This window comes from uncultured Candidatus Puniceispirillum sp. (genome assembly GCF_963979125.1).
GTDB lineage: Bacteria > Pseudomonadota > Alphaproteobacteria > Puniceispirillales > Puniceispirillaceae > Puniceispirillum.
In genome coordinates this window covers 1-17,980 of sequence record NZ_CAXBVX010000006.1, presented here as the reverse complement: position 1 = coordinate 17,980, position 17,980 = coordinate 1, and the positions used below count along the sequence as shown (strand labels likewise).

The 17,980-nt window shown below is 45.4% G+C and carries 16 protein-coding genes; 8 read left to right on the top strand and 8 right to left on the bottom strand.

Annotated elements, in window-relative coordinates; genetic code table 11:
- Positions 1 to 32: 32 nt before the first annotated feature.
- The 6 genes from ABNT28_RS01570 to tpiA form a co-directional block, all read right to left on the bottom strand.
- Positions 33 to 353, bottom strand: coding sequence for a septum formation initiator family protein (locus ABNT28_RS01570; RefSeq protein ID WP_332924418.1), 321 nt, complete (start codon positions 351 to 353; stop codon positions 33 to 35).
- Positions 354 to 529: 176 nt separating this feature from the next.
- A complete protein-coding gene (eno, locus tag ABNT28_RS01565) occupies positions 530 to 1,807 on the bottom strand; it encodes a phosphopyruvate hydratase (RefSeq protein ID WP_332924417.1) in 1,278 nt (425 codons plus the stop codon).
- Between the two features lie 55 nt (positions 1,808 to 1,862).
- A complete protein-coding gene (gene kdsA / locus ABNT28_RS01560; protein WP_348720903.1) occupies positions 1,863 to 2,678 on the bottom strand; it encodes a 3-deoxy-8-phosphooctulonate synthase in 816 nt (271 codons plus the stop codon).
- A gap of 9 nt (positions 2,679 to 2,687) precedes the next feature.
- The gene (locus ABNT28_RS01555) at positions 2,688 to 4,316 is read right to left on the bottom strand and encodes a CTP synthase (RefSeq protein ID WP_348720902.1); all 1,629 of its coding nucleotides are present in this window, start codon (positions 4,314 to 4,316) and stop codon (positions 2,688 to 2,690) included.
- Positions 4,317 to 4,456: 140 nt separating this feature from the next.
- Positions 4,457 to 4,768 carry a preprotein translocase subunit SecG gene (gene secG / locus ABNT28_RS01550; protein WP_332924414.1) on the bottom strand — a complete coding sequence of 104 codons (312 nt, stop codon included), beginning with the start codon at positions 4,766 to 4,768 and terminating at the stop codon, positions 4,457 to 4,459.
- 80 nt (positions 4,769 to 4,848) lie between these two features.
- Positions 4,849 to 5,592: a triose-phosphate isomerase gene (tpiA, locus tag ABNT28_RS01545; RefSeq protein ID WP_332924413.1), complete on the bottom strand. Its 744-nt coding sequence runs from the start codon at positions 5,590 to 5,592 to the stop codon at positions 4,849 to 4,851.
- Between the two features lie 267 nt (positions 5,593 to 5,859).
- Between tpiA and ABNT28_RS01540 the strand changes: the two genes are divergently transcribed.
- The 5 genes from ABNT28_RS01540 (at position 5,860) to ABNT28_RS01520 (ending at position 13,474) form a co-directional block, all read left to right on the top strand.
- The gene (locus ABNT28_RS01540; RefSeq protein ID WP_348720901.1) at positions 5,860 to 7,722 is read left to right on the top strand and encodes a SurA N-terminal domain-containing protein; all 1,863 of its coding nucleotides are present in this window, start codon (positions 5,860 to 5,862) and stop codon (positions 7,720 to 7,722) included.
- A complete protein-coding gene (gene trpE, locus ABNT28_RS01535; RefSeq protein ID WP_348720900.1) occupies positions 7,722 to 9,218 on the top strand; it encodes an anthranilate synthase component I in 1,497 nt (498 codons plus the stop codon). The genes ABNT28_RS01540 and trpE overlap by 1 nt, the downstream gene beginning before the upstream one ends.
- Positions 9,219 to 9,343: 125 nt before the next feature.
- Positions 9,344 to 10,549, top strand: a complete 1,206-nt coding sequence (locus tag ABNT28_RS01530) for a hypothetical protein (protein WP_332925197.1) — start codon at positions 9,344 to 9,346, stop codon at positions 10,547 to 10,549.
- A 137-nt stretch (positions 10,550 to 10,686) separates the two neighbouring features.
- The gene (locus ABNT28_RS01525; protein ID WP_348720899.1) at positions 10,687 to 12,462 is read left to right on the top strand and encodes a long-chain fatty acid--CoA ligase; all 1,776 of its coding nucleotides are present in this window, start codon (positions 10,687 to 10,689) and stop codon (positions 12,460 to 12,462) included.
- 52 nt (positions 12,463 to 12,514) lie between these two features.
- Positions 12,515 to 13,474, top strand: a complete 960-nt coding sequence (locus tag ABNT28_RS01520) for a DMT family transporter (RefSeq protein ID WP_332925199.1) — start codon at positions 12,515 to 12,517, stop codon at positions 13,472 to 13,474.
- A gap of 35 nt (positions 13,475 to 13,509) precedes the next feature.
- On the opposite strand, the gene ABNT28_RS01515 is transcribed toward ABNT28_RS01520, so the two are convergent.
- A complete protein-coding gene (locus ABNT28_RS01515) occupies positions 13,510 to 13,944 on the bottom strand; it encodes a hypothetical protein (RefSeq protein WP_332925200.1) in 435 nt (144 codons plus the stop codon).
- Positions 13,945 to 13,959: 15 nt separating this feature from the next.
- Complete coding sequence (locus ABNT28_RS01510) at positions 13,960 to 14,967, bottom strand: sulfite exporter TauE/SafE family protein (RefSeq protein ID WP_332925201.1); 1,008 nt, start codon at positions 14,965 to 14,967, stop codon at positions 13,960 to 13,962.
- 342 nt (positions 14,968 to 15,309) lie between these two features.
- Here ABNT28_RS01510 and ABNT28_RS01505 point away from each other — a divergent pair, with 342 nt between their 5' ends.
- The 3 genes from ABNT28_RS01505 to ABNT28_RS01495 are packed head-to-tail and all read left to right on the top strand — an operon-like array spanning position 15,310 to position 17,878.
- Positions 15,310 to 15,930, top strand: coding sequence for a DUF2796 domain-containing protein (locus tag ABNT28_RS01505; protein ID WP_332925202.1), 621 nt, complete (start codon positions 15,310 to 15,312; stop codon positions 15,928 to 15,930).
- A gap of 8 nt (positions 15,931 to 15,938) precedes the next feature.
- The gene (locus tag ABNT28_RS01500) at positions 15,939 to 16,631 is read left to right on the top strand and encodes an ABC transporter ATP-binding protein (protein ID WP_332925203.1); all 693 of its coding nucleotides are present in this window, start codon (positions 15,939 to 15,941) and stop codon (positions 16,629 to 16,631) included.
- Positions 16,628 to 17,878 carry an ABC transporter permease gene (locus tag ABNT28_RS01495; RefSeq protein WP_348720897.1) on the top strand — a complete coding sequence of 417 codons (1,251 nt, stop codon included), beginning with the start codon at positions 16,628 to 16,630 and terminating at the stop codon, positions 17,876 to 17,878. The genes ABNT28_RS01500 and ABNT28_RS01495 overlap by 4 nt, the downstream gene beginning before the upstream one ends.
- Positions 17,879 to 17,980 lie beyond the last annotated feature (102 nt).

Here is a 17,980-nt window from a genome sequence, read left to right as displayed (position 1 = left end):
ATTTGGTTAATTACATAAATCTTGATTACGACTTAAAATTTCAATTCAGACATATCAATTGAAACAATTACATCATTCGGTGAGTATAAACCAAGTTCAGCGCGTGCCGTTTCTGCCAGCATGTCAGCGTCTATAGCATCATTTTGCATTAGCGATATCCGATGGTGCAGATGTGATTGATGCTTTTCAAGTAAAGCAAGCTGCTCTTCGGCAATCAAAATTTTACGCTCAAGCTCTGGCTGGGCTAAAATCCCCCTATCGCCTGCAATCGTATGAAAAACAAAAAAAGACGCCATCGTACCTAATAGAAAAAGACTACCCACAAAGGTAAGTGACTTTTTCATAATATACATGGCCAACTCCTGTTTGATTAATCCCAGCAGGGAGATAAACCCCTTGAATGGGAACCATTGAATCAGAGCTGATTCACGACGTCAAGAAAAATGCGAATCGCTGAAAACTATGATGTTTTCAGCAATACACGAGAGTCGAATATGATGGTTATATAAAAGAAGTCGCCGCTAAAAGCCTAACCACGCAGGATTGAAGTACCCGCATATAGCGCTGTACGATCAAGTTCTTCTTCAATCCGCAAAAGCTGATTGTACTTTGCCAAACGATCTGACCGCGACAATGAGCCTGTTTTAATTTGGCCAGCATTAGTGGCCACGGCCAAATCAGCTATAAAGCTATCTTCGGTTTCACCTGAACGATGCGAAATAACAACACCAAAACCAGCTTTTTGTGCCATCTCAATGGCCTGCATTGTTTCTGATAAAGTGCCAATTTGATTGACCTTAATCAGAATGGCGTTAGCTGATGCGTCATTGATACCGCGAGACAGACGTTCAGGGTTAGTCACAAACAGGTCATCACCAACAATCTGCACACTATTTCCGATCTTCGCCGTCAATGCAGCAAAACCATCCCAATCATCTTCATCAAGTGGATCTTCAATTGATTTTATTGGATATTTTCCTGTCAGGTCAGCCCACATGCTGTTCATATCGTCACTGCTAAGTGAGCGCCCCTCACCTTGCAGATGATATTCACCATCTTTGTAAAATTCGCTTGCGGCGGCATCAACGGCAATCATCACATCGTCACCTGGTTTATAGCCAGCTGCTTCGATTGATTTGGTAATATAACCAAGAGCTTCATCGGTTGAATTGATCGCCGGGGCAAAACCGCCTTCATCACCAACTGCTGTTGATAAACCATTTTCAGACAATAGCTTTTTAAGAGCATGGAAGATTTCAGCGCCCATACGCAGGCCATCATTGAAATGCGAGGCGCCAACGGGCATGACCATGAATTCCTGCGCATCAAGGGCGTTATCAGCATGCGCACCCCCATTGATGATATTCATCATCGGCACTGGCAGTAAATGCGCATTCACCCCACCAAGATAACGCCATAGCGGCATTTCAGCAGAATCAGCTGCTGCCCGGGAAATCGCCAATGAAACACCCAGAATGGCATTAGCTCCAAGACGCCCCTTATTCGCCGTACCATCGAGTTCGATCATATCCTGGTCATTACCCGCCTGATCAAAAGCATCGGCCCCAGCAAGTGCATCAAAAATTTCAAAATTAACCGCATCAACTGCCTTTAGAACACCCTTGCCGTAATAGCGTTCAGTATCGCCATCACGCATTTCGACTGCTTCATAAGCACCTGTTGAAGCACCTGATGGGACTGCGGCACGACCAGCACTTCCATCTTCAAGAAACACATCAACCTCGACGGTTGGATTTCCTCGTGAGTCAAGAATTTCACGAGCTTGAATATCGACTATACTGGACATGATTTTACTTTCTGATGAATCTGAAGGTTTGAGTTATAGGGTTTGTCTTAATCATTTAGCCACGCCGCGCTACATCGATCCGCATCAAAGCGGCAAGAACGTCCGGCATCGCGTCAATTGGAAGCATATTTGGACCATCTGATGGCGCATTGTCAGGATCTTGATGGCTTTCCATAAACAAGCCATTGACACCAACAGCAACAGCAGCACGTGCCAGCACGGGAACATATTCGCGCTGACCGCCAGAACTTCCTCCCTTGCCCCCTGGTTGCTGTACCGAATGCGTTGCATCAAAAATAATGGGATGACCTAGTGATGCCATTTCGGGCAAACCGCGCATATCAGATACCAATGTATTATAGCCAAACGAAGTGCCACGCTCAGTCAACATAACGCGATCATTACCCGCACCTGTTACTTTTGCAGCTACATGTTTCATATCCCACGGCGCAAGAAACTGACCTTTTTTGATGTTCACAACGGCACCTGTTTTGGCAGCAGCCAATAATAAGTCAGTCTGCCGACATAAAAAGGCTGGAATTTGAATTACATCCAGCACCTCTGCTACTGTTGCACATTGATCTGGCAGATGCACATCGCTTAACACTGGACAGCCAAAAGCATCCTTTACCTTAGCCATGATGGCCAGCCCTTCATCCATACCGATGCCACGTGCCGCACCAGCTGATGTGCGGTTCGCCTTGTCATATGATGACTTATAAACAAACCCCATACCAGCATCCGTTGCCACCTTTGATAGTTTTTCAGCACAGAAAAGGGCGTGATCCAAACTTTCGATCTGGCACGGGCCAGCAATGAGCAAAAGTGGATGATTATCACCACAAGTCATATTGCCAATAGATATGCTCATAAGGACCTCCTATACGAGGCGGGATTTTTCCATCGATGCCGCCACAAACCCAGTAAATAATGGATGCGGATCAAATGGTTTTGATTTCAGTTCCGGATGAAATTGTACCGCCACAAAGAATGGATGATCTGGCCGCTCGACAATTTCCGGCAAACTGCCATCAGGAGAAAGACCAGACATAATCATACCAGACTCAGCCAACGCCTCTTTAAAGGCAATATTGACTTCGTATCGATGCCGGTGCCGTTCATTAATAAGTTGCTCACCATATAGCTGACTTGCAAGCGATCCCTCAGTCAGATGGCACTCATAGGCTCCAAGCCGCATTGTGCCACCCAAATCATCTTCGGCACTTCGCTGTTCTTTTGCGTTGCCAGATGTCCATTCGGTCATCAAACCAACAAGCGGAATTTCGGTTTCGCCAAATTCACTTGAGCCAGCACCCGTCATACCGCCAAGATTTCGCGCAGTTTCAAGAACTGCCATCTGCATACCAAAACAAATCCCGAAATACGGTATATTATTCTCTCGTGCAAATTGAATTGCGTTTATTTTTCCTGAAGACCCTCGTTCGCCAAAGCCACCAGGCACAAGAATACCGCTAACATGATGAAGCGATTCAACTGCCGCACCTTCATGCTCAAATAATTCAGAATCAATCCATTCAATATTAACTTTAACCCCGTTGGCAATGCCACCATGCGTCAAAGCTTCACCAAGCGATTTATACGAATCCTGCAGTGACGTATATTTGCCTACAATGGCAATATTTACCTCGCCTTCAGGATTAGCTACCGTATGACATATTTTGTGCCATCGCTCCAATGGCGGCACAACATCAACAAGTCCAAAATGTCGCATGACTTCACGATCAAGACCCTCGTCATGATAGGCAAGCGGCACCTGATAGATATTGCTGACATCACGCGCCAGAATGACTGAAGATTCGCGGATATTACAAAACAAACCAATTTTACCACGTTGCTCGGCTGGCAAATCATGTTCTGTCCGACACAAAAGAATGTCAGGCTGGATTCCAACTGATTGCAATTCCTTGACCGAATGCTGTGTTGGCTTTGTTTTCAACTCGCCAGCCGCCGCTATGTAGGGAAGCAAGGTTACATGCAGATAACATGTTTGCTCGCGACCTAATTGGTTGCCTAGCTGTCTGATAGCTTCAAGAAAAGGCAGCGATTCGATATCACCAACAGTGCCACCGATTTCGCAGAGGATAAAGTCTTCATCATCTATATTGGACAACACAAAGTTTTTGATGGCGTCAGTCACATGCGGAATAACCTGAATGGTTGCCCCCAGATAATCGCCACGACGTTCTTTTGCCAATACATCGGAATAGATTCGACCAGCCGTAACATTATCGCTTTGTTTTGCATGAACGCCCGTAAAGCGTTCGTAATGTCCCAGATCAAGATCCGTTTCGGCACCATCGTCAGTCACAAAAACTTCGCCATGCTGTGTTGGCGACATCGTTCCGGGATCGACATTGAGATAAGGGTCAAGTTTACGAAGGCGGACTTTATATCCGCGGGCTTGCAACAAAGCAGCAAGTGCGGCCGCGCCAAGTCCCTTTCCAAGGGACGAAACCACACCGCCTGTAATGAAAATAAAACGTGGCATGGACAAATTTAATACCCGATAGAACGACACTTGGTAAGTGCCAAAATCACCCTTAGGCAGAATAAAATATAATTGTTAGGTTTGACATTGGGATTCGCAAACATCATCACGATGACATAACGCCAGAATTTAATAATGTATTATTTGTCAGTTGGCACAGCTGGGCCGCTAACAGGTGCAGGTGTACTGTTAATTACATCGTCAACAATCGAAACTGTCTCTTTGCCAGCACCAGCCATAATGGCCAAAATGATAGAAGTTGTGAAGAACCCGGCAGCCAAAACAGTTGTTACCCGCGTCATCAGGTTAGCTGTACCCCGTGCCGTCATGAAACCACCACCCGAGCCACCGCCACCTATGCCAAGACCGCCGCCTTCGCTTCTTTGCAATAGGACGGCCCCGACAAGACCAAGAGCGATTAGAATATGTATGGTCAAAACCAAGGTTTGCATCTTAAATTTCCTGCATTAACGCTTATGTCGGGCGGTTATAGGGCGAAAACACGATTATTTCAACTAAATACTAGATATAACTATGCAACCTGTGATGCTGCTTCGCAAATTGCCTCAAAACCATCGGCATTAAGGCTGGCTCCACCGACAAGTGCCCCGTCAACCGCATCCAAAGATAGGATTTCAGCCGCATTATCAGGCTTTACTGAACCACCGTACAACACCGGAATATGATCAATCCCGCTATTTGGAAATGATGTGGCAAGCCAACTCGCTATTTTTGTATGCATAGCCACGATATCTTCAGATGACGGCACTAGGCCAGTGCCAATCGCCCATACTGGCTCATAGGCAACGATAAGTCTGGTCGGATCCATATCTTTGGGGATGGAACCCTCTAATTGTTCAAGAACTACATTCTCAGCATTGCCAGCTTCGCGATCAATGCGGGTTTCGCCAACACAGATCATGACCTCCAGACCATTGGCGAGTCCCGCATTAACTTTGGCCATAACAAGCGTATCATCTTCGCCATGATCACTTCGACGTTCAGAATGTCCAAGCAAAACCATTTTCGCACCGCTATCACGCAACATAAGGGCTGAAACATCACCTGTATGCGCACCTGACTCAGTAGCGTGACAATCTTGTCCACCCAAAACAATATCGCTCTGCGCCAATCTGATTGACATGGGGATAATATATGGATGAGGCGCAAATAATACGCGCCTCACACCCTCAAAGGCGATACTAGCAAGACGGCTGGCCAATGTACCAGCCGTTTCGAGGTCAGGATTCATCTTCCAGTTTGCTGCAATAATCATCGATTCAATCTCACCTTTTCTCAAATTCTAGCTTTATACAAATATATAATACCAATAATTTGCATCAAAATGCTCAGAAAATATTAAAGAAAACTAAAGACGGTTTTGAAATTGTCCTGTTTTTGTGCTGTTTTGTTCAAATCAAGTTGCCGATAGGCACGTCAACAAGTATTAATGACATAACTATAACAATAATGCGTTCATGCGGGACGCGGCTTGCTACAAAGCTGGACGCATCCCCACACCAACTTAAAGATAGAGATCAATATGCTTCAGGCCATGCGCAGCGGCGCTAAATCCCCCATAATGAAAGCCTTCCTTGTGTTTCTGGCAGGTGGTTTCGCACTTTGGGGTGTGGGTGATATAACAACTGGCCTTATTGGCGGGAGCGACAAAGCTGTTTCAGCAAGTGACGAAAGTCTTTCACCGCGCGAAGTTGCGCTGGAATTTGAGCGTGCACGCCGTAATTACCTTCCTAATTCATCAACTGGTGAAGCGCTTCAAACTGGACTATTGACCGAAATTGTTGGCTCGCTGTCCCGCGCGGTAATCTTTAATGCCGAAAATAATACGCTGGGGTTAACTGTTACCCGGTCAATGCAACGCGACGCTGTTGCCAATGAAGCTAATTTTCAGGATGACATGGGGACATTTTCCGAAGGGCGCTTTATGCAAACGCTTGCCAGCGCCGGAATCAGTGAGGCCGAATATCTGGGACGCGTTGACAGTTCGCTCAAACGTGACCAGTTAACCAGAGCGCTTGCATCAGGTGTGGCATCAAACAAATCTGCCGATAATTTACTAACCAAATATGAACTTCAACAACGTGTGGTAAAGATGCAAAGCTTTGCTGTTGATGCTGACAGTATCAACGCGCCATCAGATGCTGATCTCGATGCATATTTTTCTGAAAACAAATCCAGTTATGATGCGCCTATGGTTCGTTCGGCACGTGTTGGTTATATTTCAGCGCCGCTCATCGAAGCCGATGTCAAAATCTCTGAAAACATGGTTGAAGACGCATTTGGCACTCGTATTGATGAATTTTCCACACCCGAAACACGCGTCGTTCGCCAAATGGTATTCGATAACACAGAAAAAGCTGATGAAGCACGTGCGCGTCTTGATAAAGGTGACGACTTTAACACTGTGGCGGCTGATATGCTGAATTGGACCGAAAATGACGTCATGCTGGGCACCGTGACCCGTGATGGTCTTGATGGTGCCATCGCCGATGCTGTGTTTGATGCCGACGTTAACATTGCTACTGGGCCAGTGGAATCATTGTTTGGCCATCACGTTTTAATTGTCGATGAAATTACAGAAGGTGGAAACGCCACGCTCGACGATGTACGTGATGAAATCACCCGTACATTGCGAAGTGAAGAAGCCATTGATCTGCTTTATGAACGGGCCAATTTACTTGAAGATGACATTGCCTCTGGTGCCAGCCTTGATGAGGCTATTGGCAAAGCAGGTGGCAAGATCATAACAATCAACGATATTGACCGTAATGGTTTTGATATAGATGGAAAACCGATGGATGATGATTCTGACGTTGCTCAAGATAGTGCCATCATCGAAGCTATCTGGATAAATGACATTGGTTCATTAAGTGTTCTTCAAGAAGCCAGTGAAGATATGTTCTTCATTGTAGATGTAACCGCAGAAACCGATGCTCGTCCTCGCATGCTGGACGAAGTCAAAGACCGCGCAATCAAGGACTTGATGTTTGTGCAGGCTATCAAGGCCGCACGTGCATCAGCAGAAGCCGCAATTGCCAACCCCATCAGCTTTGATAGCATTGAGCCAAGCGCAAAATTCCGCCGTAACGGCATGGGACTCGATCATGAAGCTGCAAGGCTAATTGCCAATACCGCTTTTGGTCAGGAAAATGGCGCATCGGGTGTTGTTGAAACGGGCACCGAAGCCATCGCTGTGATGACAAGCGATATCATTGAAGCAGAGCAAACTGAAGTCGATGAAACCAATAAGATGGTTGCAGATATAATGAAAAATGCCATCACCGAGGACGTCATCAGCTTTATGGCGATCAATCTGTCACAAAAGCATGATCTGCAAATCAATATTGAGCCAGTTAGGCAATTACTGGTGGGAAGCCAGCAGTAATGTCGGGCATATCCGACAGCTTTGACACTTTTGTTGCCAATTTTGATGCCAATAAACCGTATCTACTTCACCGCGTATTTGTTGCCGATATCCAGACACCGGTATCGGCTTTTCTGAAGCTGGGCAATGGAAAAGAAAACTGCTTTTTATTTGAGTCAGTCGAAGGTGGCGAAGTTAGAGGACGGTTTTCTTTTATCGGAATTAACCCTGATCTGATTTGGCGTTGTCGCGGGAATGTGGCCGAATGCAACCGTGATCCTGCCAATAGCGATCATTTTACCTCAGACAGCGCACCACCACTTGTGTCTTTGCGTAAACTGCTAGCCGAATCCGAAATGGAAAATACCGGTGACTTACCGCCCATGTCAGCAGGCCTTTTTGGTTATTTTGGCTATGATATGATCCGGCATATTGAAACCATTCCTGACCAGAATGATCCCGCTTTTGATGTATATGATTCCTTGCTGTTGCGTCCTTCAATTGTTGCCATTTTTGACCGATTAAAGGACACAATCACATTAGTCACACAGGTACGCCCCTCCGAATGGAAAGACGCGCAGACCGCATGGGATGTAGCTCAGAACCGTTTGCAAGATGCCGTAAAAGCACTTGATGCGCCTATCCCACAAACTGAGGAAGGTGACGCCAACGCTGCCCTGCCCGCACCCGAAACAAATATGGTAAAATCAGCCTTCCTCGAAATGGTGCGCAAAGCCAAAGAGCATATCCGCGCAGGTGACATTTTCCAGGTTGTTTTATCCCAACGCTTTACAATCCCGTTTCATTTGCCCGCGATCAATCTTTATAGATCATTACGCCGGTTGAACCCATCGCCATTCCTGTTCTTTTTTGATTTTGGCAATCTTTCCATTGTTGGCTCAAGTCCTGAAATTCTGGTACGGCTTCGCGATAAAGAAGTCACTATTCGTCCAATTGCAGGCACGCGTAAACGCGGTAAGACACAAGAAGAAGACGAAGCCAATGCCGCCAGTTTAATGGCCGATATTAAAGAGCGTGCAGAGCATTTGATGCTTCTTGACCTTGGCCGTAATGATGTTGGCCGCGTTTCAAAACCCGGATCAGTCCGGGTGAAATCAAATTATGATGTCGAATATTATTCGCATGTCATGCATATCGCATCACAAGTCGAAGGCACAATTCGTGATGATCTGGATGCCCTAGACGCCATGATTGCTGGCTTTCCCGCAGGTACTGTATCGGGCGCACCTAAAATTCGGGCGATGGAAATCATTGATGATATGGAGCCTGACCGGCGTGGTATCTATGCAGGCGCGATTGGCTATATTTCGGTAGCAGGCGAAATGGACACTTGCATCGCGCTACGTACCGCCGTTATCAAAGATCAGAAAATGCATGTTCAGGCGGGGGCAGGCATTGTTTATGACAGTGATCCTGAAGCCGAATATGAAGAAACGCAAAACAAAGCACGTGCGGTAATCCGTGCAGCTGGTGAAGCGTTACGTTTCGAATCATAGACCATAATGATCAGGCTCTTCATTTAATTAAAATAAACTAATATTCAATACAAAATAAAGGTTAACACCTTCAAAGTAGGTTGTTTTGGTGCCTATGGCATCTACCATGCAATGGAAACATACCTGTGCGACGTTTTATCCTGATTTGTCATGTCGTTATTCTAGCCTTAATGCCGTTACGTATGGCACAAGCTGAATTGCGTCTTGAAACATGGCAATCATATGGTGCCATGGCTGAACAAGGCGGCGTATGCGCGGCTTTTGCCCGTCTGATGGAATTACAGTCCATGATTGATGTGAAAAGGGGCAAATTGTGGCATGAGCGGCGAAAGTTTGCTGGCACGCTAATTCGACAGGCCAGCATCCTCGAAGAGTTACCTCCAGCCGGACAGGACGATATTGATAAATTAATAAACAGCTACGCAAGCTGGTTGATTTCGAACCTCAGCGCTCAAGACTCCAAACAAAGCTTGGATAATGAAGCCCATACTGCCGCAACCAGAATGATAAATGATGTCTGTTCGAGTCTTTATGCGCGTGCAGATGCCGCCATCATGCAGAACCATCCTCAACTTGCCACTTGCCCAACTATAAGAACCCCCGATCCACTTATCTGTGCACCAGAAATGTTAACAGAAACTACGAACATTAGTGCCATTGATCTGACGCCTGACGCACAAGAACTTCAACGCGCGCGCGACGAAGTGGCTATGCTGACATCGCAGAACAAATCACTAAGAGAAAAATTACGTAAATTACGCGCATCCAGATTGGAAACTGAAATGATGGCAACATCGTCAGTTAACGACATTTCCATAAGCAACAATCATGAAAAAACATCGAAGGAATATAAAAATATTGTAGCATCCGAGCCTAGAACAAAAAACAATTCCCAATCTGACATCAAGATTGTCACTGACAATGATGTGCTGACATCTATGGCAGGTAAAAACAAACACACAACACCTATTGTTGGTATCATGTCTTCAGATGAACAAGAACAGACGGACGAAGTCATACCCACCGATAATGCTATCGGCGCATCGGTTTATGATGACGCAATACCTAATCGGAATATTTCAAATTTATTTGTCGCACAGCTTGGGTCCTACGCGTCATCCCAGCAAGCTAATGACGGTATCCACTATTTAAAAACTATTTTTAAAGATACTTTCAAAGTGCTGGAACTTTCAGTTGTCACCAAAACCTCACGTTCGGGTCAACGCGTCTATGACCTTGTTACACAAGAAAGTGAACGAGCCGAGATAGAAAACATCTGCAATTCTTTGTGGGAACAACGCTTTGGCTGCTTTGTGACTGCCGTTAACTGAATGACAAGATTGCATTCTTCAAGAGTTTAAACGAACCAAAAGATACCTTTGATCACTTGGTTTCATTTAATTTGCAATGAATGGGAATTTAGATATTCTGTTTAGCCTTGTTCAGTTTTTGAGGAACTAACTCGCTTATGTCAGCCGTTCCTGCATCGGATCATTATGTCACCTCTGCAAATTTGCCAGCTGCCTTTTTCAAGGTGGCGCGCCAATCGCCAGACAAACCGCTCTTATTTCACAAAGCCAAAGGGATATGGCATGGACAAAGCTGGGCCGAAATTTCGGAACAGGTTTGCAAGCTTGCGACTACATTAGTCAAACAAGGTGTAAAACCAGGTGACCGTGTTGTTGTTTCAGCTGAAAATCGGCCTGAATGGGCTGTTGCTGATATTGCCATAATGTCGATTGGGGCGATTGTCGTCCCTGCATACACAACCAATACCGAAGAAGACCATCATTACATTATTGACCATTCATCATCACATATTGCAATTACCTCATCTGGCAACCTAGCCCTACGTGTAGGTATGGCGGCGACACGTACATCAAATTTTCATACATTGATCGTAATGGATAAGTCCACAAGCCTGCCAGATATGGGTGATGCCGATGTTCTATATTGGCAAGACATCATGGCTGATTCAGCACCACTGGATGATATCGAAAGCCGCATCAACGCGCTTGGTAGTGATGACGTATGCTGTTTTATCTATACGTCGGGAACCGGCGGTCGTCCAAAGGGAGTGATGCTGACACATCGTTCGATTCAGGCCAATATTGACGCCGCGATTGAACTACTTGCCGAAGGCAAAGTTGCTGAAAACCAACGCTTCCTATCACTTTTACCTTTGTCTCATTCATATGAGCATACCGCTGGCATGCACTTACCATTTCAGACTAATTCTGAAGTCTGGTACTGCGAAAGTACTGATCAAATCGCTGCCAATCTTGTTGAAGTGTCACCAACCTTAATGACAGCAGTACCACGACTTTATGAGGTGCTGTATGAACGAATTACCCGTGGTGTCAGAATCAAAGGGGGCATTTCGGCTAAATTGTTTGATATGGCTGTCAAGCTGGGACGCAAACAGCTTGAAGGACGGCTATTGATGCCGCATGAGTTTTTACTTAACCGGATACTGGACAGGCTGGTCAGGCAAAAAGTACATGCACGTCTTGGTGGCAATCTCAAATATTTTGTATCTGGAGGTGCCGCACTCAACCCTGAAATTGGATCTTTTTTCATGGCACTTGGGGTCAAATTACTTCAGGGATACGGACAGACCGAAGCTTCGCCCCTTATATCGGCTAATCGCCCACAGAATATCAAAATAGAAACTGTTGGACCTGCTGTTAGTGGGGTAACGGTGAAACTTGCTAATGATGGCGAAATTCTGGTGGCTGGTGATTTGCTCATGAAAGGCTATTGGCGTGACGATGCCAGCACTGCTGCCGCTATTCGTAATGGTTGGCTTCATACTGGTGATCTTGGTTCAATTGACAAAGATGGCATGATCACGATTACAGGGCGTAAGAAAGATATTATCGTCAATTCTGGTGGTGAGAATATCGCGCCTGGCCGCGTCGAAGCTCTGCTGACGATTGAACCTGAAATCGAGCAGACCATGGTTGATGGTGACCGCCGTCCATGGTTATCCGCAGTGATTGTTCCATCACAAGACACTTATGATATGGCAGAAAACCCTGAGCATTTGAAAACACTTATTGCTGACGCTGTTGAACGCGCCAATAGTCGCCTGTCACAAATTGAACGTGTCCGGCGGTTTATTATTGCTGATGAAAGCTTTACTACCGAAAATGGATTAATGACCGCCACTTTGAAAGTACGCCGCCATATGGTGCGTGATATTTATGATGATCGGCTTGATGCGTTATATGGCAAAAGATAGCAAAATCTCTAGGATATTGACGCTATACCTTATTCGCGGCAACGTTTAGAAAATGAAAATAAAACTTCTTGAACATCCAACAGGTGACCGCCCTCTTACCGCCATGGCACTTGTTTTAAGCGGTGTATTGATTTTGGCTTTGCAAGATACGCTAGTCAAATATATGTCAGCAGAAACATCATTCTGGCAATTTCAAACGTTGCGCGCCTTTGGCAACGGGTTTTTACTGCTTTGCCTATGCGCGCTTGGAAGCGGCTTTGCCCTGTTAACCCCTCTCAACCCTCGTATAGTATTCATACGCGCAGCTGTCATGACGATGTGTATGTTTTGTTTTTTTGCTGGGGCGCCCTTTCTTTCAGTCGCGCAGATGGCGTCAGGGCTTTATACATACCCATTATTCGTAACTTTGCTTGCCGCGCCAATTCTTGGAGAACGTGTTGGCTTTTGGCGCATTATTGCATTGATCCTTGGAGGCTGCGGTGCCCTGACGATTTTGCGACCATGGACAAATGACTTTACATTGGTGCAGTTATTGCCAATCTGTGCAGGCTTTCTCTATGCTGTAAATATTCTGATATTGCGGCGCTATTGTCGGGGGGAAAGCCCTGTTGCGCTTACATTTGCAGTCGCAATAATGTTCATCCTGTCAGGTGGAATGGGCAGTCTGTTATTGACAATATTTGCACCTGACCCAGCAATTCAAGTTGCTATGCCATTTGTCGCTATTGGTTGGCCTGTCTTGACACTTACCGTGTTCCTGTTCGCTGCTATTTCATCGGTCATGAATCTATCCGGCAATATATTTCTTAACAGGGCTTACCAGACTGCCGAAAGTAGCCGACTAGCACCACTGGATTTTTCTTATCTGTTATTTGCTGTTCTATGGGGCAAGATACTGTTTGGTACATGGCCAACCTTATACACTGTCGTCGGCATGTGTCTGATAGCATCAGCCGGCATATTGACTGCCTGGCGAGAGCATATAAATGCAAAATTGCGGAAGCAAAACTAAGAATCGGTTTAGTGGTAAATCGATTAGCTAGACGCCTAACCGATAGGTAGAGGGATAACACCTACCATCGAGGTAATGGTGATAAAGGCAGCCGCAAGCGCCAACCGGGCAAAAAACCGATTGTTTGAACGCCATAAAAAGAACGACGAAATAAATGTGCCGGGAATAATGCTGAAAACGCCCAGAGCTAAACCAGCTGTTGTCATGCCCTCACCGCTTGAAAGAATTGATAAATACCAATGGCCATTTGGCACCGCACCCATAGGTGAATTCATCCAGATATTGGTCACTGACTCGCCACTTAACACAGCGTTCAACATATAGGCTGGTGGTAAAGCGCTATGCGGTTCGATAAAGGTTTTGATGGTACCAAACAGAACCACAATGGCTGAACTGATGGTCGTCCAGTAAATGATCTCGCCATATACGATGCCCGATAACGGAATCAGCGTTCTTTTAAATTTAGCCATTCTAGTCGTTTCCTATCAGAATATAGGTATATCTATACTTAATAACGTCTCTAGTCCACGAACCATTAATTTAACACTGGTCAGTAACAAGAGGATGATAAGTAAATTACGTACAAAGCCGGCTTTTATCGATACCAGAATATGGGCACCAATGATGCCCCCAATAACCTGTCCTAGCATCCATGGTGCCGCCACCAAACCGATAAGTGCACCCGCGTTAATATAGGGCCAGATTGCAGCCGCATTCCCCATGGCAAGCAACACACCACTTGACGCAGCGGACACTTTCAAAGGAACAGCCATAACAAGATTTAAAACCGGAACAACAGCCCAACCGCCTCCAAGGCCGAAGAACCCACCGGTAAATCCTACAACAAAAAATAAAACGCCACCAAGTTTAACATTGACGGCGCGATAGCGAACATAGGTGTTTAAGGATTCTTCCCAATAGGTATTGCGAAGTTTCAGATCATTGCCAAACGTGTCAAATTTATCTGTCTGCGGATATTCGTTATTTGATCCGCTGAAGATAAACAGCAATGCAATCATCACAAGCGTCACACCCAGCAAAAGCCGAACAATCGCATCGCCTGTCTCACCAAGATAGCGCGCCAGAATGATCGCAGCAAAGGCGCCGCCTAATCCTCCAATAATGATTGGTAGCGCGCCAAAGAATACAATTTTGACATCGGCAAGGCCTTTACGCATGAAGGGACCTGTAGATACCAACCCGCTAAACATTGCCACGACAAGACCAGTCGATCGGATGACCAATGTATCGATTGAGGTAAAGGCAAGCATGATCGGCGTAAAGATAACACCGCCGCCTACACCAGCAATAACAGCAATAATAGCTATGGCCATACTAATCACGAAAGACAACACGATCATATCGACACTTGATAGTGACGACCCAATCGGTGTGTTTCCAACCACAGCAGCATACTCGACATATGCATATGCGATGATCGTCAGCAATAAGAGCAATGAAAGCTCTGGAATTTTTGTTAATATACGGGGCACCACTTTCCTCCTTAGCGGCGACCATAACCGGTGGGTTGCTTTTGCAATCTTGAATCCGGCTATGACATTTATAATTAATAGCCCTTTATTTGAGTTCGCATAATAGGACTTATCTATCTTGACACAGCTATACCCTATTAATGGGGTGTAACCACTATGAGACGATTAAGTCGGAATGTGCGGGGGGATAAATATATGACCAGCTTACCGTTGGGCGCAAGAGACAATAGCACAAAAATTTCAGTATGTTATGTGTGTGAAATATTTTGCGTGTGCAATATTATTGCATTTAAAGATTTTTTATAATAAAAGCGTCTGACAATTAAATTTTGGAGCTAGTTTATGAAGAACCATCTGGTCATTTTACTCACCGCTTTCCCACTTATATCAACTCAGGCGACAGAAATGGTGCAATTGGATGCCCATGAACATGGCGTGGGTGAAATGAATATTGCGATTGATAATAATCAGCTTACGATTGAGCTTCACACCCCAGGAGCTGATATTGTTGGCTTTGAATATGCCGCCACAAGAAAAATAGACCTTGAAGCAATTGAAACAGCACTTGGCATACTTTCAAAACCTCTTATGTTATTTTCGGTACCTGATAAAGCTGAATGCGTTGTTAAAGACGCAGTGGCAAAACTGGAAAGCGAAGCTAACCATGACGATGACCACGATGATCATGACGATGATCATGATGAGGATCACGACGACCATGACGATCATGATGATCATGATGAGGGTCACGACGACCATGACGGGGGTGAGCATACGGAATTTCACGCCGAATATTTGCTTGAATGCGCATCAATGAAGGCAATGACAACAATCACCTTTTCCTATTTTGATGCCTTTGCAAGCGCGGTTGAGCTTGACGTGAAAATGATATCTCCAAAAGGTGCCTATGCCTTTGAGGTTTCCCGCTCATCAAACGTTATTGATCTGACTGACAAGCTATAGTTACAACCATGCCCCCTTTTCTTTATATGCAAGATGTAGCATTTCAATGGAATGATGACACACAATTCAGACTGCAAATTGCAGACTTTGCCGTCGAACAGGGGGAAACGGTTTTAATTCTGGGTGATAGTGGCGCAGGAAAATCAACGCTTTTGTCGCTGATCTGCGGCGTTGTCGCCCCTAATTCCGGGGTAATAAGTATAGCCGGAGTGGATGTAGCAAAACTAAATGACGCCCAACGTGACAGTTTCAGAGCCGAACATATCGGTGTTATTTTTCAGCAGTTCAATTTACTGCCATTCGGCACTGTTCTTGATAATGTCCGCCTACCCCTTAAATTTTCGGCTAAACGGAAACAACGCGCCCAAACATCACCCGATGATGCAACCCAGCTATGTCAGGCTCTTGGGCTTCCTCTTGATATCCTTAAACAACGCGCATCAAAGCTAAGCGTTGGCCAGCAACAGCGTGTTGCCGTAGCACGCGCTCTGATTGGTCAACCTCCTCTGGTGATCGCAGATGAGCCAACGTCCGCTTTGGACAGTTCCAATCAATCTGCATTTCTGAAACTTCTTTTCAATCAAATCAAAAACTGTCAAACAACATTAATCATGGTCAGTCACGATACCCAGTTGGCACGTTATTTCGACCGCACAGTAAAGCTTGACGACGTAGCACACAGAGCTGGAGTTATATCTTGATTTGGCGGTTAACAATCGGTTCGTTAGCGGCACGCGCTCTTACTGTTTTCATGACAATAATTGCTATTGCATTATCGGTAGCTCTATTTCTTACCGTTGACAAAATACGCACCGGAGCCAAAGCCAGCTTTACTGACACTATTTCTGGCACAGACCTTATAGTGGGCGCCCGATCTGGCTCGGTTCAATTACTGCTTTATTCAGTTTTTCGTATTGGTAACGCCACCAACAATGTGAGCTGGGACAGTTACAGTAAAATTGCAAGTCGTCCTGAAATTGACTGGATTGTTCCAATCTCTCTTGGTGACAGCCATCGCCAGTTTCGCGTGATGGGCACGACCACGGATTTCTTTGAATATTATAAATACAGGCAAAGCAAATCTTTGGAATTCACCAATGGCGCTGTTATGGCAGACCTATATGATACCGTAATTGGAGCTGATGTCGCCAGCTCATTGGGCTATTCGATCGGTGATCCAATTATAGTATCCCATGGGATTGCGTCATTTAGCGATCATGACGACCAACCGTTTCGGGTGCATGGGATTCTGGCGAAAACAGGAACACCTGTTGACCGGACTGTAATTTTGAGCCTTGAAGCCATAGAAGCCATTCACGTTGACTGGCAAAGTGGCGGCAAAACAAGCAACCATACAACGCCTGCTGAACAGATTCGCCAGATGGAACTTCGGCCAAAATCGATAACAGCTGCCTTGTTGGGCGTAAAAAGCAAATTACAAATATTTTCGCTTCAACGCGCCATCAATCAATATAATGACGAACCATTATTGGCTATCCTTCCCGGGCTAGCGCTACAAGAACTCTGGAGCATAATAGGCATTGCCGAAATGGCTTTAGTCTGGGTGTCTTGGATGGTGATATTGACAGCACTAATTGGCATGTCCGCTACCATTTGTTCAAGCTTGAATGAACGACGACGTGAAATGGCTATCTTTCGTTCGGTTGGCGCGCGACCACGCTTTATCTTGTTTCTATTCATGACAGAGTCAATGTTTATGGCGGTTTCAGGAATTCTGATTGGGGTGGCCATTGTATATAGCGGCCTTTTTGTTGCACAGCCGATACTGGACAATATGTTTGGCATTTGGGTTCCAATCACCATGATTTCAAAAGCTGAGCTATTCGCACTTTTTGGCGTGTTGGGTGCTGCCGCGTTGGTTAGTCTGCTTCCTGCCTTAATGGCATACCGTCTTTCGCTTGCCGATGGCATGGTTGTAAAAACATAGATGCCAATATGAAAATCTATTTAGGGCATAACTTTCAAAATGTTGGAGATACCGTTACCTAATGCAATATCATAAAAGTATATCACCAATAATGTCCGGAGC

Coding starts and splice junctions, on each gene's coding strand:
- ABNT28_RS01515 (WP_332925200.1), bottom strand. CDS start 13,944: ATGGCTAAATTTAAAAGAACGCTGATTCCGTTATCGGGCATCGTATAT.
- eno (WP_332924417.1), bottom strand. CDS start 1,807: ATGTCCAGTATAGTCGATATTCAAGCTCGTGAAATTCTTGACTCACGA.
- ABNT28_RS01540 (WP_348720901.1), top strand. CDS start 5,860: ATGCTTCAGGCCATGCGCAGCGGCGCTAAATCCCCCATAATGAAAGCC.
- tpiA (WP_332924413.1), bottom strand. CDS start 5,592: ATGATTATTGCAGCAAACTGGAAGATGAATCCTGACCTCGAAACGGCT.
- trpE (WP_348720900.1), top strand. CDS start 7,722: ATGTCGGGCATATCCGACAGCTTTGACACTTTTGTTGCCAATTTTGAT.
- ABNT28_RS01500 (WP_332925203.1), top strand. CDS start 15,939: ATGCCCCCTTTTCTTTATATGCAAGATGTAGCATTTCAATGGAATGAT.
- ABNT28_RS01525 (WP_348720899.1), top strand. CDS start 10,687: ATGTCAGCCGTTCCTGCATCGGATCATTATGTCACCTCTGCAAATTTG.
- kdsA (WP_348720903.1), bottom strand. CDS start 2,678: ATGAGCATATCTATTGGCAATATGACTTGTGGTGATAATCATCCACTT.
- ABNT28_RS01570 (WP_332924418.1), bottom strand. CDS start 353: ATGTATATTATGAAAAAGTCACTTACCTTTGTGGGTAGTCTTTTTCTA.
- ABNT28_RS01520 (WP_332925199.1), top strand. CDS start 12,515: ATGAAAATAAAACTTCTTGAACATCCAACAGGTGACCGCCCTCTTACC.
- ABNT28_RS01505 (WP_332925202.1), top strand. CDS start 15,310: ATGAAGAACCATCTGGTCATTTTACTCACCGCTTTCCCACTTATATCA.
- ABNT28_RS01555 (WP_348720902.1), bottom strand. CDS start 4,316: ATGCCACGTTTTATTTTCATTACAGGCGGTGTGGTTTCGTCCCTTGGA.
- secG (WP_332924414.1), bottom strand. CDS start 4,768: ATGCAAACCTTGGTTTTGACCATACATATTCTAATCGCTCTTGGTCTT.